Genomic DNA, 15,813 nt, shown 5'->3' with positions numbered 1-15,813 from the left:
TGGCCGTCGCGGCCAGAGATCAGCCGACGCGCAGCAGACGACCCAGCGCCGGCACGCGGGCGACGAGCGGCCGGAGGGCGTCGTCCAGCTCGGGGAACCGCATGGCCCGCAGCACCATCAGGTACACCGGACCCATCGCCACGGCGGCCACCGCGCACGTGAGCAGCGCCGTCCCGATGGAGTTCCACGCGAACCCGCCGGTGTACCCGCCCAGCAGCCACACGACGACGACGCCCGCGGCCGCCGCGGCCAGCGCGGCCAGGCCGGTCTGGACGTGGGCACGCAGCACGGATGCGAGGCCGTAGTCCCCGAACCGGCGCACGGTGAGCACATGGGTCAGGACGAACTGGTACACGTACGAGACGGACGAGGCGACCGCGACCCACAGGGCCATGGACCACAGCGGCAGCAGCATCGCGCCCGCCCACGAGAGCAGCAGCATCAGGAGCGAGCCGCTGACCTGGACCACCATCGGCACCTTGGCGTCCTCGGCGGCGTAGAACACGCGCAGCAGGTAGAAGGAGCCCGAGCGGAACGGGATGGACAGCGCCAGCGCGAGCAGGACCGAGCCCACCGCGACGCCGGCCACCATCGCCGTCTCGGCCGTCGAGCCGAAGACGCGGCCCAGGGGGCCCGCCAGGACCACCACGCCGGCGAGGCAGAACATCAGCGGCACGGTGAACGCGCGCAGACCCTGCGCCGTCGTGCGCCGCACCGCGGACATGTCCTGGCGGCCCATGGCGCGGGCCAGCCGGTTGAAGAGCACGGTGGCCAGGGAGAGCACGAACACCGAATGGGGCAGCACGGCCATCAGCATCGCCATGTTGTACGCGGCCACACCGGGGATGGCCGCCTGCGCCATCTCGGCGCTCCAGGTCTCCGTGCCCGGGATGCGCAGCTCGCCGCGGTCGCGGGCCTCCGTGGCGGAGGTGACGTACCGCTGGCACAGCAGGAGCACCACGTTCGTGGCGACCATCGTGACCAGGGTGTACCCGGCGATCCGGCCGGTGTCCCGCAGGCCGATGCCCTTCCAGCCGAACCTCGGGCGCAGGCCCAGGCCGAGCCCGCGCAGCGGCAGGAAGAGGATCACGGCCTGCAGCACGACGCCCAGGGTGTGGCCGCCGGCCAGCACGACCGTCTGTGCGCTCGTCCACCCGGCGAGGTCGTCCCCGGCCCGGTACGCCCCGAACATGCCCAGGTACAGCACGATCGCGCCGATCGCGACGACGTTGTTCAGTACCGGCGCCCACATGTAGGCGCCGAAGCGCCCGTTGGCGTTGAGCACCTGCCCCACCAGCGCGTACATGCCGTAGAAGAACACCTGGGGCAGACACCACAGGGCGAACACGGTGGCCATCTCGAGCTTCTCCGGCGACCAGCCGCGGGTCAGGGCCGTCATGAGCGGGGCTGCCGCCAGCATGACCACCACCGTGCCGGCGAGCATCACGAGCGTGCCGAGCGTCATCAGGCGGGAGGTGTAGTCCGCGCCCCGGTCGGCGTCGCGGGCGTGCTTGATCAGCTGCGGCACGAGCACGACGTTGAACACGCCGCCCACCAGGAGCAGGTAGATCACGTTCGGCAGGGAGTTGGCGATCTCGAAGATGTCGGCCATGTCCGCGGACAGGCCGATCGCCACCGTCACCAGCGTCGCACGGACGAGGCCCAGCACGCGGGAGAGGAGCGTGCCGGAGGCCATGATCGCGGTGGACCGGCCGGCGCGGCGCTCGCCCTCGGGGGTCTCGTCCGCGGGGTCCACGGCGGCCGGATCCGTGGCGGGGGCGGGGTCCGTCGTCGTCGGCTCCTCGTCGGCGACGCCGGCGTGGGCGGGGTCCTGCGCTCGGCGCGGGGCGGGTCTGCTGCTCAAGGGTCACCCAATCGTGGTCGGAAGGCCCCGTGCCGGGGGCGGTGGATCAGGGGCGGGGGCCCCGGGCACCGCCCGGGGGGAAGTGCTGGTCGACCACCTGGCGGGCCAGGTCGACGATCCGGCGCTCGTTGGCGAAGGAGAGGCGGCGCGCGACGTCCTCGAGGCGCACCCACGCGACGTCCACGGCCTCGTGGTCCGGGTCGTTCTCCGTGGTCAGCTCGCCGCCCGTGGCGCGCAGCAGGAAGTGGTGCACGGTCTTGTGGACGCGGTGCCGGGCGACTGTGAACCAGTAGTCGATCGCGCCGAGCGGCTCGAGGATGTGGCCGGCGATCCCGGTCTCCTCCTCCACCTCGCGCACGGCCGCCTGCCGGTGGTCCTCCTCGCCCTCGGGATGGCCCTTGGGCAGGCACCACTCGAGCCGGCCACCGCGGTTGTAGCGGGCGATCACGGCCACCTCGAGGCCGCCGTCATGCTCGCGGACGATGACGCCGCCGGCGGAGACCTCCTCCACCGTGGGCAGGGAGGCGGCTGCGGCGGAACGGGGTCCCGCGGGGGCCGAGGTGACGGGGCGCAGAGGCGGCTGCGGCCGGCGACGCCACGCCCCCAGCGCGGAGGGCAGGGGGGCGCCCCGGTGCGCGGAGGGATCGGGGCGGGTCATGCCGTCAACTCTAGCCCGGCCCGCGCGGGCCCGTGCCGGGACCGTCTGGCACCCTTGTAGGCATCATGGATCTGACCACCGCCACCCACGCGCTGCCCCCCGGCTTCCCCGCGGACGCCACCCTGCCCGCCGTCGTCGTGGAGCTGGGGCGGAGGTTCGAGGCCGCCGGCCACGAGCTCTCCCTGGTGGGCGGCCCGGTCCGCGACCTCTTCCTGGGGCGGCCGTCGCTGGACCTCGACTTCACCACGGACGCCGACCCGGACGCGTCCGAGGCCGTCGGCGCCGGCTGGGCGGACGCCACGTGGGACGTGGGGCGGCGGTTCGGGACCATCGGCTTCCGCAAGGCCGGCTGGCAGCTCGAGGTCACCACCTACCGGGCCGAGCAGTACGACCCGGCCAGCCGCAAGCCGCAGGTGGCCTTCGGCGACAGCCTCGAGGACGACCTGCTGCGCCGCGACTTCACCGTCAACGCCATGGCCCTGCGCCTGCCCGCCCTCGAGCTCGTGGACCCCTTCGGTGGCATGCAGGACCTGCACGCCGGCGTGCTGCGCACCCCCGGCACCCCCGAGGACTCCTTCTCCGACGACCCGCTGCGCATGATGCGCGCCGCCCGCTTCGCCTCCCAGCTCGGCTTCGCCGTGGCCCCCGAGGTGGAGGAGGCCATGACCGCGATGGCCGAGCGGATCACGATCATCTCCGCCGAACGCGTCCGCGAGGAGCTCGTCAAGCTCGTCTGCGGGGCGCACCCGCGCGCCGGCCTCGACCTGCTCGTACGCACCGGCCTGGCCGACCACGTCCTGCCCGAGCTGCCCGCCCTGCAGCTCGAGTCGGACGAGCACCACCGGCACAAGGACGTCTACGCCCACTCCCTGACCGTGCTGGAGCAGGCCATGGAGCTGGAGGGCGAGTACTCGCCGTCGACCCCCGACCCCGTGCTGCGCCTGGCGGCGCTGCTGCACGACGTCGGCAAGCCGGCCACACGCCGCTTCGAGCAGGGCGGGGCCGTCACCTTCCGGCACCACGAGACCGTGGGCGCCAAGCTCGTCCGCAAGCGGCTGCGTGCCCTGAAGTTCGACAACGACACCATCAAGGCGGTGGCCCGTCTGGTGGAGCTGCACATGCGGTTCTACGGCTACGGCGACGCCGGCTGGACCAACTCCGCCGTCCGCCGGTACGCCCACGACGCCGGCGACCTGCTGCCCCGCCTGCACGCGCTGACCCGCTCGGACGTGACCACCCGCAACCGGCGCAAGGCCGAGCGGCTGGCCCACGCGTACGACGACCTCGAGCGGCGCATCGCCGAGATCGCCGAGGCCGAGGAGCTCGCCGCCGTGCGGCCGGATCTGGACGGGCAGCAGATCATGGCGCTGCTGGGGATCCGCCCGGGCCCGGTGGTGGGGCGGGCGTACACCCACCTGCTCGAGTGGCGCCTCGACGAGGGCCCGCACGAGCAGGCCGTGGCCGAGGCGGAGCTGCGGCGCTGGTGGGCCGAGCAGCCGGAGGCCCAGCAGGACTGAGGCGGCGCGGCGGACCTTCCACCCGTCGTCGGGCCGGGACCACACTGGCCGCATGGCTGAGAAGAAGACCGAGAAGAACGGCGCCCCCATGGGCCCCGGCACCTCCAGCATCAAGGACCCCGAGGTCTACGAGGCGCTGCGCCGCGAGGGCGCGAGCGAGGAGAAGGCCGCGCGGATCGCCAACGCGTCCGCCCGGGACGGCCGGGACGAGGTCGCCGAGCGCGGCGGCGAGGCCGGCTCCTACGAGGACTGGACCAAGGACGAGCTCGCGAAGCGGGCCCGCGAGCTCGACATCGAGGGCCGCTCCACCATGACCAAGGACGAGCTCATCGAGGCGCTGCGGAACCACTGACCGGCGCCCGCCCCCCGCTTCCGGGGCGGAAATCGGTGCTTTGGGAGTGGAATACCGCCGGAAACCGCCCCCAACGCGGTGGGGTGGGCGGGGATAGCCGGAGGCTTTGGCCCATCCAGGTCGGGATGGAATGATCGACCGCTGTGAGTTCCGACCAGCGCACCGCGCCCGTGCCCCGCCATGCCCTGTCGCCCCAGGACGGCGTGCCCGCCGTCAAGGTCGGCACGCGGGTCAGCCGCGGCCCCGGCCGGGTGACCGCCCTCGACGGGCTGCGGGGGATCGCGGTGCTCGCCGTGCTCGTCTTCCACGCCTGGCCCACCTTCCTGCGCGGCGGGTTCGTGGGCGTGGACATGTTCTTCGTGCTCTCCGGCTTCCTCATCACCACCGGCCTGGTCCGCGGTGTGGACGCGGGCCGGGGCGTGGCGCTGGGCACCTTCTGGATGAAGCGCGTCCGACGACTCATCCCGGCCATGCTGATGGCGCTCGTGGGCACCACCGCGCTCGCGTGGCTGGCGGTGGACGAGTTCCCCGCGGGCCTGGGTCGCCAATGGTTCGGCGCCCTGACCTACACCAGCAACTGGGTGATGATCCTGGAGGGCGGGGACTACTTCAACCGCGCCTCGCCGCCCCTGTTCGAGCACCTGTGGTCCCTGGCGATCGAGGAGCAGTTCTACATCCTCTGGCCCCTGCTCCTCTGGGGGCTGCTCCTGCTCACCTGGCCGCCGCGCAGCACGGTGAACTCGGGGCGGGTGGCGGACCGACGTCGCATCCTGGTGGTCGCGGTCGCGGCCGTGGCCTCCGCGGCGTGGATGGCCTGGGGCTCGTGGCACGGGTTCGAGCAGGCCCGCCTCTACTTCGGCACGGACACCCACGCCTTCGGCCTGCTGTTCGGCGCGTGCGTGGCGATCGGCCTGGCCCATGTGCCCCGGCCCGAGCACGGCGGCCCCGAGCCGCGGACCTCGGCCACGCGGGTGGCTGTCGCGTGGGGCGCCGTCGCGGTGCTCGCGGCGGGCTTCGCCCTGGTCGACGGCGGCCACGCGAGCACGTACCGCGGAGTGCTGGCGGGCCTGTCCGCCGTCGTCGCGTTCATCGTCTGGCACGTGGTGCAGGGCGACCGGCGCGACTCGCTCTCTCGCGCGCTGGGCAACGGGTTCCTGCGCTGGTGGGGGCGCCGCTCCTACGCCGCGTACCTGTGGCACTGGCCGCTGCTCGTGATCATGCGCGTGATGGTGCCCGTGGACGCCCCCGGGTGGGTCGAGCCCGTGGCCGCCGGCGCGATCCTGCTGCTGACCGCCCTGATCGCCGACCTGAGCACCCGGCTGATCGAGGAGCCCATCCTCCACGAGGGGTTCAGGGGTGCCTTCGGTCGCTGGGGCGCAGCCGCTCGGCGGGCGTTCACGGGCGGGGCCGGGCCGATCGGCCGGCTCGCGGCCGCCGCCACGGCGCTGGGGCTCGTGGCCGTCCCCGCGGCGGCCGTGGCCGCCGTGGTGCACTCGCCCGCGCAGACCCAGCTCGAGCAGGACATCGCCCAGGCGGAGGAGTCCCTCAAGGCCGCCCAGGCGGCGCAGCAGGCGGCCCGCGAGTCCCGCGCGGCGGAGCAGTCGAAGCGGGCCGAGGCGTCGGCCTCGGCCTCGCCCGGCTCGGCCGCCCCCGGGGACGCGGAGGGCTCCGCCGGTGCGACGTCCTCGCCCGGGTCGTCCGCCGAGCCGTCCGGGCTCGGGCTCGGCGACCCGGCCGTCACGCGCCCCACGTACTCCAAGGAGCAGCTCACCGCGGCCCTGCCGCCGTCCGAGCTCGGCCCGGACGTCACCCTGATCGGCGACTCCGTCTCGCTCTCGGCCGCGCCCACGCTCCTGGAGCAGCTGCCGGGGATGCTGCTGGAGGCGGAGGTGGGCTACCAGATCTGGGACGCCGCGGACGAGATCGAGAAGCTCAAGGCGGACGGCCAGCTGAGCGACGTCGTCGTGGTGGCCCTGGGCGCCAACGGCACCACCCATCGGGGCGACTGGGAGAAGATCCTGGCGGCCGTCGGCGAGGACCGGCTGCTCGTGCTCGTGGTGCCGCACGGCCCGATGGACTGGATCGCGGACGTGCAGGTGCAGATGGAGGCGCAGGCCAAGGCCCACCCGGACCGGATCGTCCTGGCGGACTGGGACGCCGCGGCGAAGCAGCACGTCACGGACTTCTCCGCCGACGGCGTGCACCCCCGCGCCGACGGCCAGGCCATGTACGCCCAGCTCGTCCGGCTCACCATCGAGGACCGGCTCGGCACGCGGCGCTGAGCGCGGTGGCCGGGGCGGCACGCGCCCCCACGACGACGCCGGCCCGTCACCTCCACGGGGAAGGTGACGGGCCGGCGTCGTGCGCGGTCCGCGGGACCGGGCGGGTCAGCGCTCGATGTCGCCGCGGATGAAGGCCTCCACGAGCTCGTGCGCCGCGTCGTCGTTGTGCTGCACGGGCGGGGACTTCATGAAGTAGGACGAGGCCGAGAGGATCGGGCCGCCGATGCCGCGGTCCAGGGCGATCTTCGCGGCGCGCACGGCGTCGATGATCACGCCGGCCGAGTTGGGGGAGTCCCACACCTCGAGCTTGTACTCGAGCGAGACCGGGGCGTCGCCGAAGTTGCGGCCCTCGAGGCGCACGAACGCCCACTTGCGGTCGTCGAGCCAGGCCACGTAGTCGGACGGGCCGATGTGCACGTCCTTCTCGCCCAGCTGCGCGGAGGTGTTGGAGGTGACGGCCTGCGTCTTGGAGATCTTCTTGGACTCCAGGCGCTCGCGCTCGAGCATGTTCTTGAAGTCCATGTTGCCGCCCACGTTGAGCTGGTAGGTGCGGTCCAGGGTGACGCCGCGGTCCTCGAACAGCTTGGCCATCACGCGGTGGGTGATGGTGGCGCCGATCTGGGACTTGATGTCGTCGCCCACGATCGGCACGCCCGCGGCGGTGAACTTCTCGGCCCACTCCGGGGTGCCGGCGATGAACACGGGCAGGGCGTTCACGAACGCGACGCCGGCGTCGATCGCGGCCTGGGCGTAGTGCTCTGTGGCCCGCTGCGAGCCGACGGGCAGGTAGCAGACCAGCACGTCCACCTCCGCGTCGCGGAGGGCCTGGGCCACGTCCACGGGCTCGGCCTCCGACTCCTCGATGGTCTCGGCGTAGTACTTGCCGAGGCCGTCCAGGGTGGGGCCGCGCTGGACGGTGACGTCCGCGTGGGGCACGTCCGCGATCTTGATGGTGTTGTTCTCGGAGGCGGTGATGGCCTCGGACAGGTCCAGGCCGACCTTCTTCGCGTCCACGTCGAACGCGGCCACGAACTCGAGGTCCGACACGTGGTAGTCGCCGAACTGCACGTGCATCAGGCCTGGGACCGTGTCCGTGGCCTTCGCCTCGCGGTAGTACTCCACACCCTGGATGAGGGATGTTGCGCAGTTGCCCACGCCGGCGATGGCGACGCGGATGGGATTGGTGGCCACGGTCTGGTTCTCTCCTCGACTGTCCGGAACGGGTGCGGGCACGCGGCGCGCGCAGGGGGGCCCACACCGTTCGGCGGGGCGCTCACCCGGGGATCAACCCCGCCAGTCTACGACCGACGACGGCGGCCCCGCCCGTCCGGTGTCCGGGCGGCTTCCTAGGATGGGGGCATGAGACCGGCCCCCGCGAATGCCGCGACCCCCAGCGAGCCGCCTACTCACGCCGCGGACGGCGCCCCGTGCGACGCCGTGGCCGACCCGGGTGCCCCCGCCGGGCGTTCCGCTGACAGCGCACCGTCCGGGACCCTGCCCGCCCCCGGCGAGCGCGGCGGACGCTTCCAGCTCGCCGGCGGCCTCGCGGCGAACGGCCCCGGACGGGGGACCGGCTCCTGGGCCGGGCCCGTGGCGCTGACGGGGCTGCTGGTGGCTCTGGCCGCCGTCGTGACCGTGCTGCAGAAGTCGCCGTGCCTGCTGCACGGCTGGGGCGCCCCGGACGTCTACTACGCGGGCTGCTATTCGGACTGGGCCGCGCTCTACGGCGGGCGCGGGTTCGCGGCGGGCCCGTGGGCGCCGTTCCGGGCGGGCTCCACGTTCGAGTACCCCGTGCTGATGTCCGTCGTGGGCTCGGTGGCGGCCTGGATCACGCAGGCGCTGCCGTTCTCGCCGGAGCAGGGCACGGTGGTGTTCTGGCTCGTGAACTTCGGGTTCGTGGTGGTGCTGTGGGCCGTCGTCGCGGTGCTGACCGTCCGGATGGCGGGGCGCCGGTGGACGGACGGGCTCATGGTGGCCGTGGCCCCGGGGATCGTGCTGGCCGGCACCATCAACTGGGACCTGTGGGCCGTGGCCCTGCTGGCGTGCGGCATGTACGCGTGGTCGCGCGGCCGGTCCCTGACGGCGGGGGTGCTCTTCGGCCTCGGCGCGGCCATGAAGCTGTATCCGCTGCTGATCCTGGGGCCGCTGCTGATCCTGGCGGTGCGCTCGCGGCGGTGGCGGCCGTTCCTGCTCGCGGCCGGGGGCACGGTGGCGGCGTGGGCGGCGGTCAACGTGCCGCTCATGGCGGTGAACTTCCAGGCGTGGTCCGTGTTCTTCACCTTCTCCGGCGAGCGCGGGCCGGGCCTGTCCAGCGTGTGGCACGCGTGGGACGTGACCGCCGCGCAGGCCGGGTGGGCGTTCGTGCCGGAGGGCTCCCTCACCCTGCTGGCCTACGGCACCTTCGCGGTGTGCTGCCTCGGGATCTTCGTGCTCGGCGTGCGGGTGCGGCACACCCCGCGGCTGGCCCAGCTGACGTTCCTGGTGGTGGCGGCGTTCGTGCTCACCAACAAGGTGTACTCACCGCAGTTCGTGGTCTGGCTGATCCCGCTCCTGGCGCTCGCCCTGCCGCGCTGGCGGGACTTCTGGGTGTGGCAGACGGTGGAGGCGCTGCACTTCTTCGCCGTGTGGATGTACCTGGCCAAGGGGGTGGCCGAGACCCCGCCGCAGCACTCCATGGACGACTCCGTCTACGTGGCCGCGATCCTCGCGCACATGCTCGCGGTGCTGTGGCTGTGCGGGCGCGTCGTGTGGGAGATGCTGCACCCGGCGGAGGACCTCGTGAAGCGCGACCACGGCGGCCACCCGGACACCGACCCGCTCGCCGGCGCGTACGCCGGCCCGGCCCGGGGGCGCTCAGGCCAGCCGGCCGCGGTTCAGGCGTAGTCCCAGCGGTGGATCGGGCAGTCCGGGGACGACGGCGGCGTGCTCGTCCCCGCCTCGGCGGCGCCGCCCTCGCGGGGTGGCGGGCAGACGCACTGCGCCCCGGAGGCGGCCGTGGCCGCCTTCATCTGTTCGCGCCAGATCACGTGGGGGTCGGTGGCCGGGTCCGCGGCCGCGCCGGGGTGCGCCGGACGCGCGGCGCCGTCGTCGTGGGCGTCGTGGGCGGGGGCGCGGGCCGCGTCCCCGTCCCGGGTGAAGCCCATCCGCACGATGGCCCAGCCGCCCACGGTCCACGCCACCAGGAGGAAGACCCCCACGGCGACGGCGATCATGATGTCCACGGCGGGCTCCTCCTGCGCTGACGGGCGGGCGATGCGGCCGGGGCCGCTTTCGGGCCAGGGTAGTCGGACGGATGGTGGGGCGCGGTACGGTCGGGGCATGACCCCCGTGACCCGTGACACCGCCGCCGAGCTGCCCGCCCACCTGCGGGACCTGGCCGAGTTCGTGACCGCCTCGCCCTCCAGCTACCACGCCGCGGAGGAGGTCGCACGCCGCCTGGAGGCCGTCGGCTTCACCCGTCTGGATGAGACGGCCGACTTCCCGGCGGCCCCGGGCGGCTACGTGGTGGTGCGCGACGGCGCGGCGGTGGCCTGGATCGTGCCGATGGGTGCCGGGGCGCTGGGCCGCCACGAGGGTGCTGAGGCGCGCGCGGCCGGGCCGGACGAGGCGGGGCAGAGCGCCGGCGTCGTGCCGGTGTTCCGCGTGCTCGGCGCACACACGGACTCGCCGGGGTTCAAGATCAAGCCGAACCCGGCCACCGTGACGGCCGACGGCTGGGTGCAGGCCGGCGTCGAGGTGTACGGCGGCCCGCTGCTGAACTCGTGGCTGGACCGTGAGCTGCGGTTCGCCGGGCGTCTCGCCCTCGACGACGGCACGCAGGTGCTCGCCGCGACCGGGCCCGTGGGGCGCATCCCGCAGCTGGCCATCCACCTGGACCGCGAGGTCAACGAGGGGCTGACGCTGAAGCGGCAGCGGCACACGAACCCCGTCGTGGGGGCGCTCGCCCCGCGCGGCGAGGGCGCCGGCGAGGCGGAGGCCGACGGTCTGGCCGCCCGCGTGCCCGGTGACGTACTGACCGCGCTCGCGGCCGCCGCCGGCGTGGACCCGGCCGCGGTGCGCGGGCACGACGTCGTGGTGGCCGACGCCCAGGCGCCCGGACTCTTCGGGCTGGCGGGCGAGTTCTTCGCGTCGGGCCGGCTGGACAACCTGAGCTCGGTGCACGCGGGCCTCGTGGCGCTCGAGGAGCTGGCGCGCGAGCACGGTGGCGCCGAGGGGGCGATCGCGTACGAGGGGACCGTCGCGGGCGGGGTGGCCGGTGAGGCGGCCGGCGCCCCGGTGATCCCGCTGCTCGCCGCGTTCGACCACGAGGAGCTGGGGTCGGCGTCGCGGTCCGGGGCGGCCGGGCCGCTGCTCGAGGAGGTCATGGGGCGCGTGCTCGAGGCGCTCGGCGTGGCCGGGCAGGGCCGAGCGCGGGCGATCGCGGGGTCCTGGCTGCTGTCCGCGGACGCCGGCCACCTGGTGCACCCGAACTACGCCGAGCGGCACGATCCCGTGAACCACCCGCGCGTGAACCACGGCCCGCTGCTGAAGATCAACGCCAACCAGCGCTACGCCACCGACGCGGGGGGAGAGGCCGCGTTCGCCCGCTGGTGCGGCGTGGCGGGGGTGCCGTTCCAGGAGTTCGTCTCGAACAACGACGTCCCCTGCGGCTCCACCATCGGCCCGATCTCGGCGACCCGCCTGGGCATCCGGACCGTGGACGTGGGCCTGGGCCTGCTGTCCATGCACTCGGCGCGCGAGATGTGCGGCGTGCGGGACGTGGAGCACCTGACGGCGGCCGTGCGGGAGTTCTTCCGCGGGGTGTGAGGCGCGGCGGGGGATGACGGCTGCCACGTGCGGCGTGCGCGGGGCTGCGTCAGCCGGCGGGGCCCGGGGTCACAGCGTCCGAAAGCCGCCGATCTGGACCAAGGTCTCGCCGTTCACGACGGCGGAGCCGCGCCCGTTGACCGACACGCCGGCGAGGGTCGTGCTGCAGTTGCTGTACCACCCGATGAGCGGCAGGGTGATGGTGCCAGAGACGGGGGCGGGTACCGGGGTGAGGAGCCTGCTGACGTAGCGGTAGTACTGGATGCCGTTGTAGGTGTACACGGCCGGCGTGGTGCCGGAGACCTCACGGGTCGGGGTGCTCCAGGACGGGGTGGAGCTCGTCCAGGTGAAGGTGGTGGGGTTCCTCCCAGTCTCCATCGCATCCACCATGTCCCTCTGCACCAGGACGGAGGCGGTCACATTCGTCACCGTGGAGCCGGCTTGCACATTGACGATCCGGTAGTAGGTATTGACGTTGTCCGTAGTGACGCTCAAGCGGGAACCCGAGCGGCATTCCGACACCGACGCGCCGGGCACGGCTGCCTGGGTGCCGCGGGTGACCAGGAACGAGCGGTCGATCCGCGGGGGAGGGCTGGCCGCCTCGGCGGGGGCAGCGGCGGCGGCGACGACGGTCGGCACCGCCCACGCGAGGCTGCTGGCGACTCGGCGGCGGGAGGGGACGGACTGGGACGGCTGGGGCGCTGCCGACGTGGACTCTGACATGGGATGCTCCGAAACGTGAGAGGGGTTTGACGCAGGATGTGTGTCCTCCTTCCAAGGTACGTCGTCGTCGACCGAGGGCAAGCCCCGGCCACCCCACTGCCCCCTAGGGGTGGCACCTCATCTGCGGAGGCGCAGTGCTGGTATTCTTGACGGGATCCCCTGCGTGCCGCCGAAGAGTGCGGATGCATGCGTAAGGGGAGAACGCAGAACCTCCTGCCGCGGAGAGACCGCGGCCGCAAGCCCAGAGGAGGTGGGTTCGCATGCGTGCTTATGAGCTGATGGTGCTGATCGACCCTGAGGTCGACGAGCGCACCGTGGAGCCGACCCTGAAGAAGTACCTCGAGGTCGTCACGAACGCCGGCGGCACCGTCGACAACATCAACGTGTGGGGTCGCCGCAAGACCGCCTACGAGATCCAGAAGAAGTCCGAGGCCATCTACGTGGTCGTCAACTTCCAGTCGGAGCCGGCCGCCACCCAGGAGCTGGACCGTCTGCTGAACCTCAACGAGACGATCCTGCGCACCAAGATCATTCGTCCGGAGGAGCAGAAGATCACCGCTGAGTGATCCTCGTACCGTGTCCGGAGGGTCTGAGAGCATCGGATCAGTCCCCGACGCCCCCACCGGAACCCCGCTGAGCAGTCCCGGATCCCCGGATCCGGTCACTGACCGGCAGAACCCCCGAAGACAGGAGTGACCATGGCAGGCGAGACCGTCATCACCGTGGTCGGCAACCTCACCGCCGACCCGGAGCTGCGCTTCACCCCGAACGGCGCGGCCGTCGCGAACTTCACCGTCGCGTCCACGCCCCGCACGTTCGACCGCCAGACCAACGAGTGGAAGGACGGCGAAGCGCTGTTCCTGCGCTGCTCGGTCTGGCGCGAGGCCGCGGAGAACGTGGCGGAGTCGCTGACCAAGGGCATGCGCGTGATCGTGCAGGGCCGCCTCAGGGCGCGCTCCTACGACGACCGGGACGGCAATCGTCGCACCAGCTGGGAGCTGGACGTGGACGAGGTCGGCCCGGCGCTGCGGTTCGCCACGGCCAAGGTCACCCGCGCCCAGCGCGGCGGCGGCGGCGGTGGCTTCGGCGGCGGCCAGCAGGGGGGCGGCTTCGGCGGCGCCCCGGCCGGCGGCGGCTTCGGGGGGAACAACGACGGCGGCTTCGGCGGCGCCCAGCAGGGCGGCGGCTGGGGCGGCCAGCAGCAGGGCGGCGGCCAGGCCGCACCGCAGGACCCCTGGTCCGGCGGCGGCGGTGGCGGCGGATGGGACACCCCGTCCTCCAACGAGCCCCCGTTCTGATCCTGCACTGACCGGGTGCGGCCCCCACAGCCGCGACGGACACGGAACACCACGGACCTCTCCGTCCGGGCGCACCTCGCCCGGAGGGCCGCCCCGGCGGCCCATCCCCCTCGCGACCCGGCACCGCCGGGCCGCACTGCACACGGCCCCGTGCCCCGCACGGGCCGCCGCGTGATCCCATCCCGCAGAACCGTTCTGCGGGCTCCAGAGAACTCTGAAGGAGCACCACGATGGCGAAGGCTGAACTCCGCAAGCCCAAACCGAAGTCCAACCCGCTCAAGGCCGCCAAGATCACCGAGATCGACTACAAGGACGTGGCCCTGCTGCGCAAGTTCATCTCCGACCGCGGGAAGATCCGTGCCCGTCGCGTGACCGGCGTGACCGTCCAGGAGCAGCGCAAGATCGCCCAGGCCGTCAAGAACGCCCGCGAGGTGGCCCTGCTGCCCTACGCCGGCGCCGGCCGCGGCTGATCGAGCGAGCGAAGGAAGGAACACCCAGATGGCAAAGCTCATCCTGACCCAGGAAGTGGCCGGTCTCGGCACCTCCGGTGACGTGGTCGAGGTCAAGAACGGGTACGCCCGCAACTACCTGCTCCCGCGCGGTTTCGCCACCGTGTGGACCAAGGGCGGGGAGAAGCAGGTCGAGTCCCTGCAGAAGGCCCGCGCGGCCCGCGCCGTGGCGAACCTGGAGGACGCGCAGGCCCAGGCCGCGCAGCTCCAGTCCGCCACCGTGAAGCTCGAGCGCACCGCCGGTGCGGAGGGTCGCCTGTTCGGCGCCGTCCAGACCGCCGACGTCGCCGAGGCGATCGAGGCCGCCGGCCTCGGCTCCGTGGACAAGCGCTCGATCACCCTGCCGGCGCACATCAAGTCCGTGGGCAACCACGAGGCCCAGGTCCGCCTGCACGAGGACGTCATCGCGACCGTCCAGCTGCAGGTCGTGGCCTCCAAGGCCAAGAAGTGATCAACCGCTTCTGAGCCCGTCGCGCCCGCGACGCGCACCCGAGGCCCCGGTCCGCTCTTCACGAGCGGGCCGGGGCCTCGTGCCGTGGGGGAACATGGAGATCATGCCCTCCGCCCCACCGCCCTCCGACCCCGCCGGCTCGACGGCGGCCCCGCGCCCGCCCCTGTGGACGCGCCCGTTCATCCTCGTCAGCGCCACCTACCTGTTCGTGGCGATGATCTTCTACACGCTCATGACCGCGATGGCGCTCTACGCCGTCACGTCCTTCGGCGCGTCGGACGCGGAGGCCGGCGTCGTGGTGGGGGCGTTCGTGCTGGGCGCGGTCCTCACCCGCATGACGACGACACCCGCCACCTTCGCGTGGGGGCGGCGGCGGGTCCTGCTCGTCGCCTTGGCCTGCTACGTCCTCACGACGGTGGCGTACCTCTGGGCGGACTCCCTGGCCGCGCTGACCGCGGTGCGGCTGCTCAACGGCATGTGCTTCGGCGCGGCCGGCACCGCGCTGGCCACGGCCGTGCAGCGGATCGTCCCGCCCGTGCGCCGCTCCGAGGGCACCGGCTGGTTCTCCACGTCGATGACGCTCGCGGGCGCCGTCGGGCCGATGGTGGCCCTGCAGCTGAGCACCACCCTCGGCTACGACGCCCTGTTCTGGGCGTGCATCGGCTTCACGGGCATGGCCCTGCTGATCGCCCTGTTCCTGCGCGTGCCCGAGCCGCCGCTGACGGGCCGGTTCCGGCTGCACCGGGCGGACGTGTTCTCCGCGGAGGTGGCGCCGGCGGCGGGCGTGGCCCTGGCCTCCGGGTTCATGTACGGCGGCATCCTCGCGTTCATGGCCACGTTCGCGCAGCAGCAGGGCTACCCGGCGATGGTGCCGAGCCTGTTCTTCCTGCTCTTCGCCGCGGGCACCATCGTGGGCCGCGCCGTCCTGGGCGTGCTGCACGACCGGCACGGGGACAACGCCGTCGTCTACCCGATCCTCGCGGGGATGGCGGTCTCCTACGCGGTGCTGGCGCTGTGGCGGGAGCCGGCGGGCATGCTCGCGGCCGGCGCCCTGCTGGGGCTGACCTACGGGCCCGTGGTGAGCGTGTTCCAGACCATCGCGATCAAGGTGGTCCGGCCCACCGAGATCGGCGTCGCCACGGGTACGTTCTTCCTGCTCCTGGACCTCGGCACCGGCCTCGGCCCCATGGTGCTCGGCGCGGTGGTGGCCGCCGTCGGGATCCCGGTGATGTACCTGCTCTCCGGCGGCGTCGGGATGGCGCTGCTGCTCTACTACCGGCTCGTGCACGGCGGCCGGGCCATCGCCCGCCGCCCGTCCCCGGCCTGAGCCGGGCGGCTCCGACGCGCGGACGG

15 protein-coding genes are annotated in these 15,813 nt (G+C 73.2%); 10 read left to right on the top strand and 5 right to left on the bottom strand.

The annotated features are described in order from the left end of the window. Nucleotides 1-19 precede the first annotated feature (19 nt). Complete coding sequence (murJ, locus tag AC0VX2_RS11820) at nucleotides 20-1,864, bottom strand: murein biosynthesis integral membrane protein MurJ (RefSeq protein WP_101965676.1); 1,845 nt, start codon at nucleotides 1,862-1,864, stop codon at nucleotides 20-22. Nucleotides 1,865-1,910: 46 nt separating this feature from the next. After that, nucleotides 1,911-2,522, bottom strand: a complete 612-nt coding sequence (locus AC0VX2_RS11815; RefSeq protein WP_010079786.1) for an NUDIX hydrolase — start codon at nucleotides 2,520-2,522, stop codon at nucleotides 1,911-1,913. A gap of 65 nt (nucleotides 2,523-2,587) precedes the next feature. On the opposite strand from AC0VX2_RS11815, the gene AC0VX2_RS11810 reads away from it, so the two are divergent. From AC0VX2_RS11810 to AC0VX2_RS11800, 3 genes are all read left to right on the top strand, one after another. Beyond that, nucleotides 2,588-4,039 (top strand): CCA tRNA nucleotidyltransferase, encoded by a 1,452-nt coding sequence (locus tag AC0VX2_RS11810; protein WP_475432593.1) that lies wholly within the window; start codon nucleotides 2,588-2,590, stop codon nucleotides 4,037-4,039. A gap of 52 nt (nucleotides 4,040-4,091) precedes the next feature. Then, complete coding sequence (locus tag AC0VX2_RS11805; protein WP_144819836.1) at nucleotides 4,092-4,391, top strand: DUF7218 family protein; 300 nt, start codon at nucleotides 4,092-4,094, stop codon at nucleotides 4,389-4,391. 143 nt (nucleotides 4,392-4,534) lie between these two features. Further along, entirely contained in the window at nucleotides 4,535-6,673 is a 2,139-nt protein-coding gene (locus tag AC0VX2_RS11800; protein ID WP_475432592.1) for an acyltransferase family protein, read from the top strand. A 105-nt stretch (nucleotides 6,674-6,778) separates the two neighbouring features. On the opposite strand, the gene AC0VX2_RS11795 is transcribed toward AC0VX2_RS11800, so the two are convergent. Further along, nucleotides 6,779-7,864 carry an inositol-3-phosphate synthase gene (locus AC0VX2_RS11795; RefSeq protein ID WP_010079791.1) on the bottom strand — a complete coding sequence of 362 codons (1,086 nt, stop codon included), beginning with the start codon at nucleotides 7,862-7,864 and terminating at the stop codon, nucleotides 6,779-6,781. Nucleotides 7,865-8,032: 168 nt separating this feature from the next. Here AC0VX2_RS11795 and AC0VX2_RS11790 point away from each other — a divergent pair, with 168 nt between their 5' ends. Next, nucleotides 8,033-9,556, top strand: a complete 1,524-nt coding sequence (locus AC0VX2_RS11790; RefSeq protein ID WP_363734826.1) for a glycosyltransferase family 87 protein — start codon at nucleotides 8,033-8,035, stop codon at nucleotides 9,554-9,556. Here AC0VX2_RS11790 and AC0VX2_RS11785 read toward each other — a convergent pair. After that, complete coding sequence (locus tag AC0VX2_RS11785) at nucleotides 9,547-9,885, bottom strand: hypothetical protein (protein WP_228070598.1); 339 nt, start codon at nucleotides 9,883-9,885, stop codon at nucleotides 9,547-9,549. The genes AC0VX2_RS11790 and AC0VX2_RS11785 overlap by 10 nt on opposite strands. A gap of 106 nt (nucleotides 9,886-9,991) precedes the next feature. Here AC0VX2_RS11785 and AC0VX2_RS11780 point away from each other — a divergent pair, with 106 nt between their 5' ends. Further along, nucleotides 9,992-11,479 (top strand): M18 family aminopeptidase, encoded by a 1,488-nt coding sequence (locus tag AC0VX2_RS11780; RefSeq protein WP_363734824.1) that lies wholly within the window; start codon nucleotides 9,992-9,994, stop codon nucleotides 11,477-11,479. Nucleotides 11,480-11,548: 69 nt separating this feature from the next. On the opposite strand, the gene AC0VX2_RS11775 is transcribed toward AC0VX2_RS11780, so the two are convergent. Then, complete coding sequence (locus tag AC0VX2_RS11775) at nucleotides 11,549-12,118, bottom strand: hypothetical protein (protein WP_185194600.1); 570 nt, start codon at nucleotides 12,116-12,118, stop codon at nucleotides 11,549-11,551. Between the two features lie 344 nt (nucleotides 12,119-12,462). On the opposite strand from AC0VX2_RS11775, the gene rpsF reads away from it, so the two are divergent. From rpsF to AC0VX2_RS11750, 5 genes are all read left to right on the top strand, one after another. Beyond that, complete coding sequence (gene rpsF / locus AC0VX2_RS11770; RefSeq protein WP_185194599.1) at nucleotides 12,463-12,768, top strand: 30S ribosomal protein S6; 306 nt, start codon at nucleotides 12,463-12,465, stop codon at nucleotides 12,766-12,768. Nucleotides 12,769-12,900: 132 nt separating this feature from the next. Then, a complete protein-coding gene (locus AC0VX2_RS11765) occupies nucleotides 12,901-13,500 on the top strand; it encodes a single-stranded DNA-binding protein (protein WP_185194598.1) in 600 nt (199 codons plus the stop codon). A 230-nt stretch (nucleotides 13,501-13,730) separates the two neighbouring features. Further along, nucleotides 13,731-13,970 (top strand): 30S ribosomal protein S18, encoded by a 240-nt coding sequence (gene rpsR / locus AC0VX2_RS11760; RefSeq protein ID WP_002857788.1) that lies wholly within the window; start codon nucleotides 13,731-13,733, stop codon nucleotides 13,968-13,970. A 28-nt stretch (nucleotides 13,971-13,998) separates the two neighbouring features. Then, nucleotides 13,999-14,460 (top strand): 50S ribosomal protein L9, encoded by a 462-nt coding sequence (gene rplI / locus AC0VX2_RS11755; RefSeq protein ID WP_095353501.1) that lies wholly within the window; start codon nucleotides 13,999-14,001, stop codon nucleotides 14,458-14,460. A gap of 103 nt (nucleotides 14,461-14,563) precedes the next feature. Further along, complete coding sequence (locus AC0VX2_RS11750) at nucleotides 14,564-15,787, top strand: MFS transporter (protein ID WP_336643933.1); 1,224 nt, start codon at nucleotides 14,564-14,566, stop codon at nucleotides 15,785-15,787. Nucleotides 15,788-15,813: the final 26 nt, after the last annotated feature.

The organism is Micrococcus sp. iso_239, from assembly GCF_056173395.1.
The sequence above is the reverse complement of the archived record's forward strand: the minus strand, read 5'-3'. Positions and strand labels throughout refer to the sequence as shown.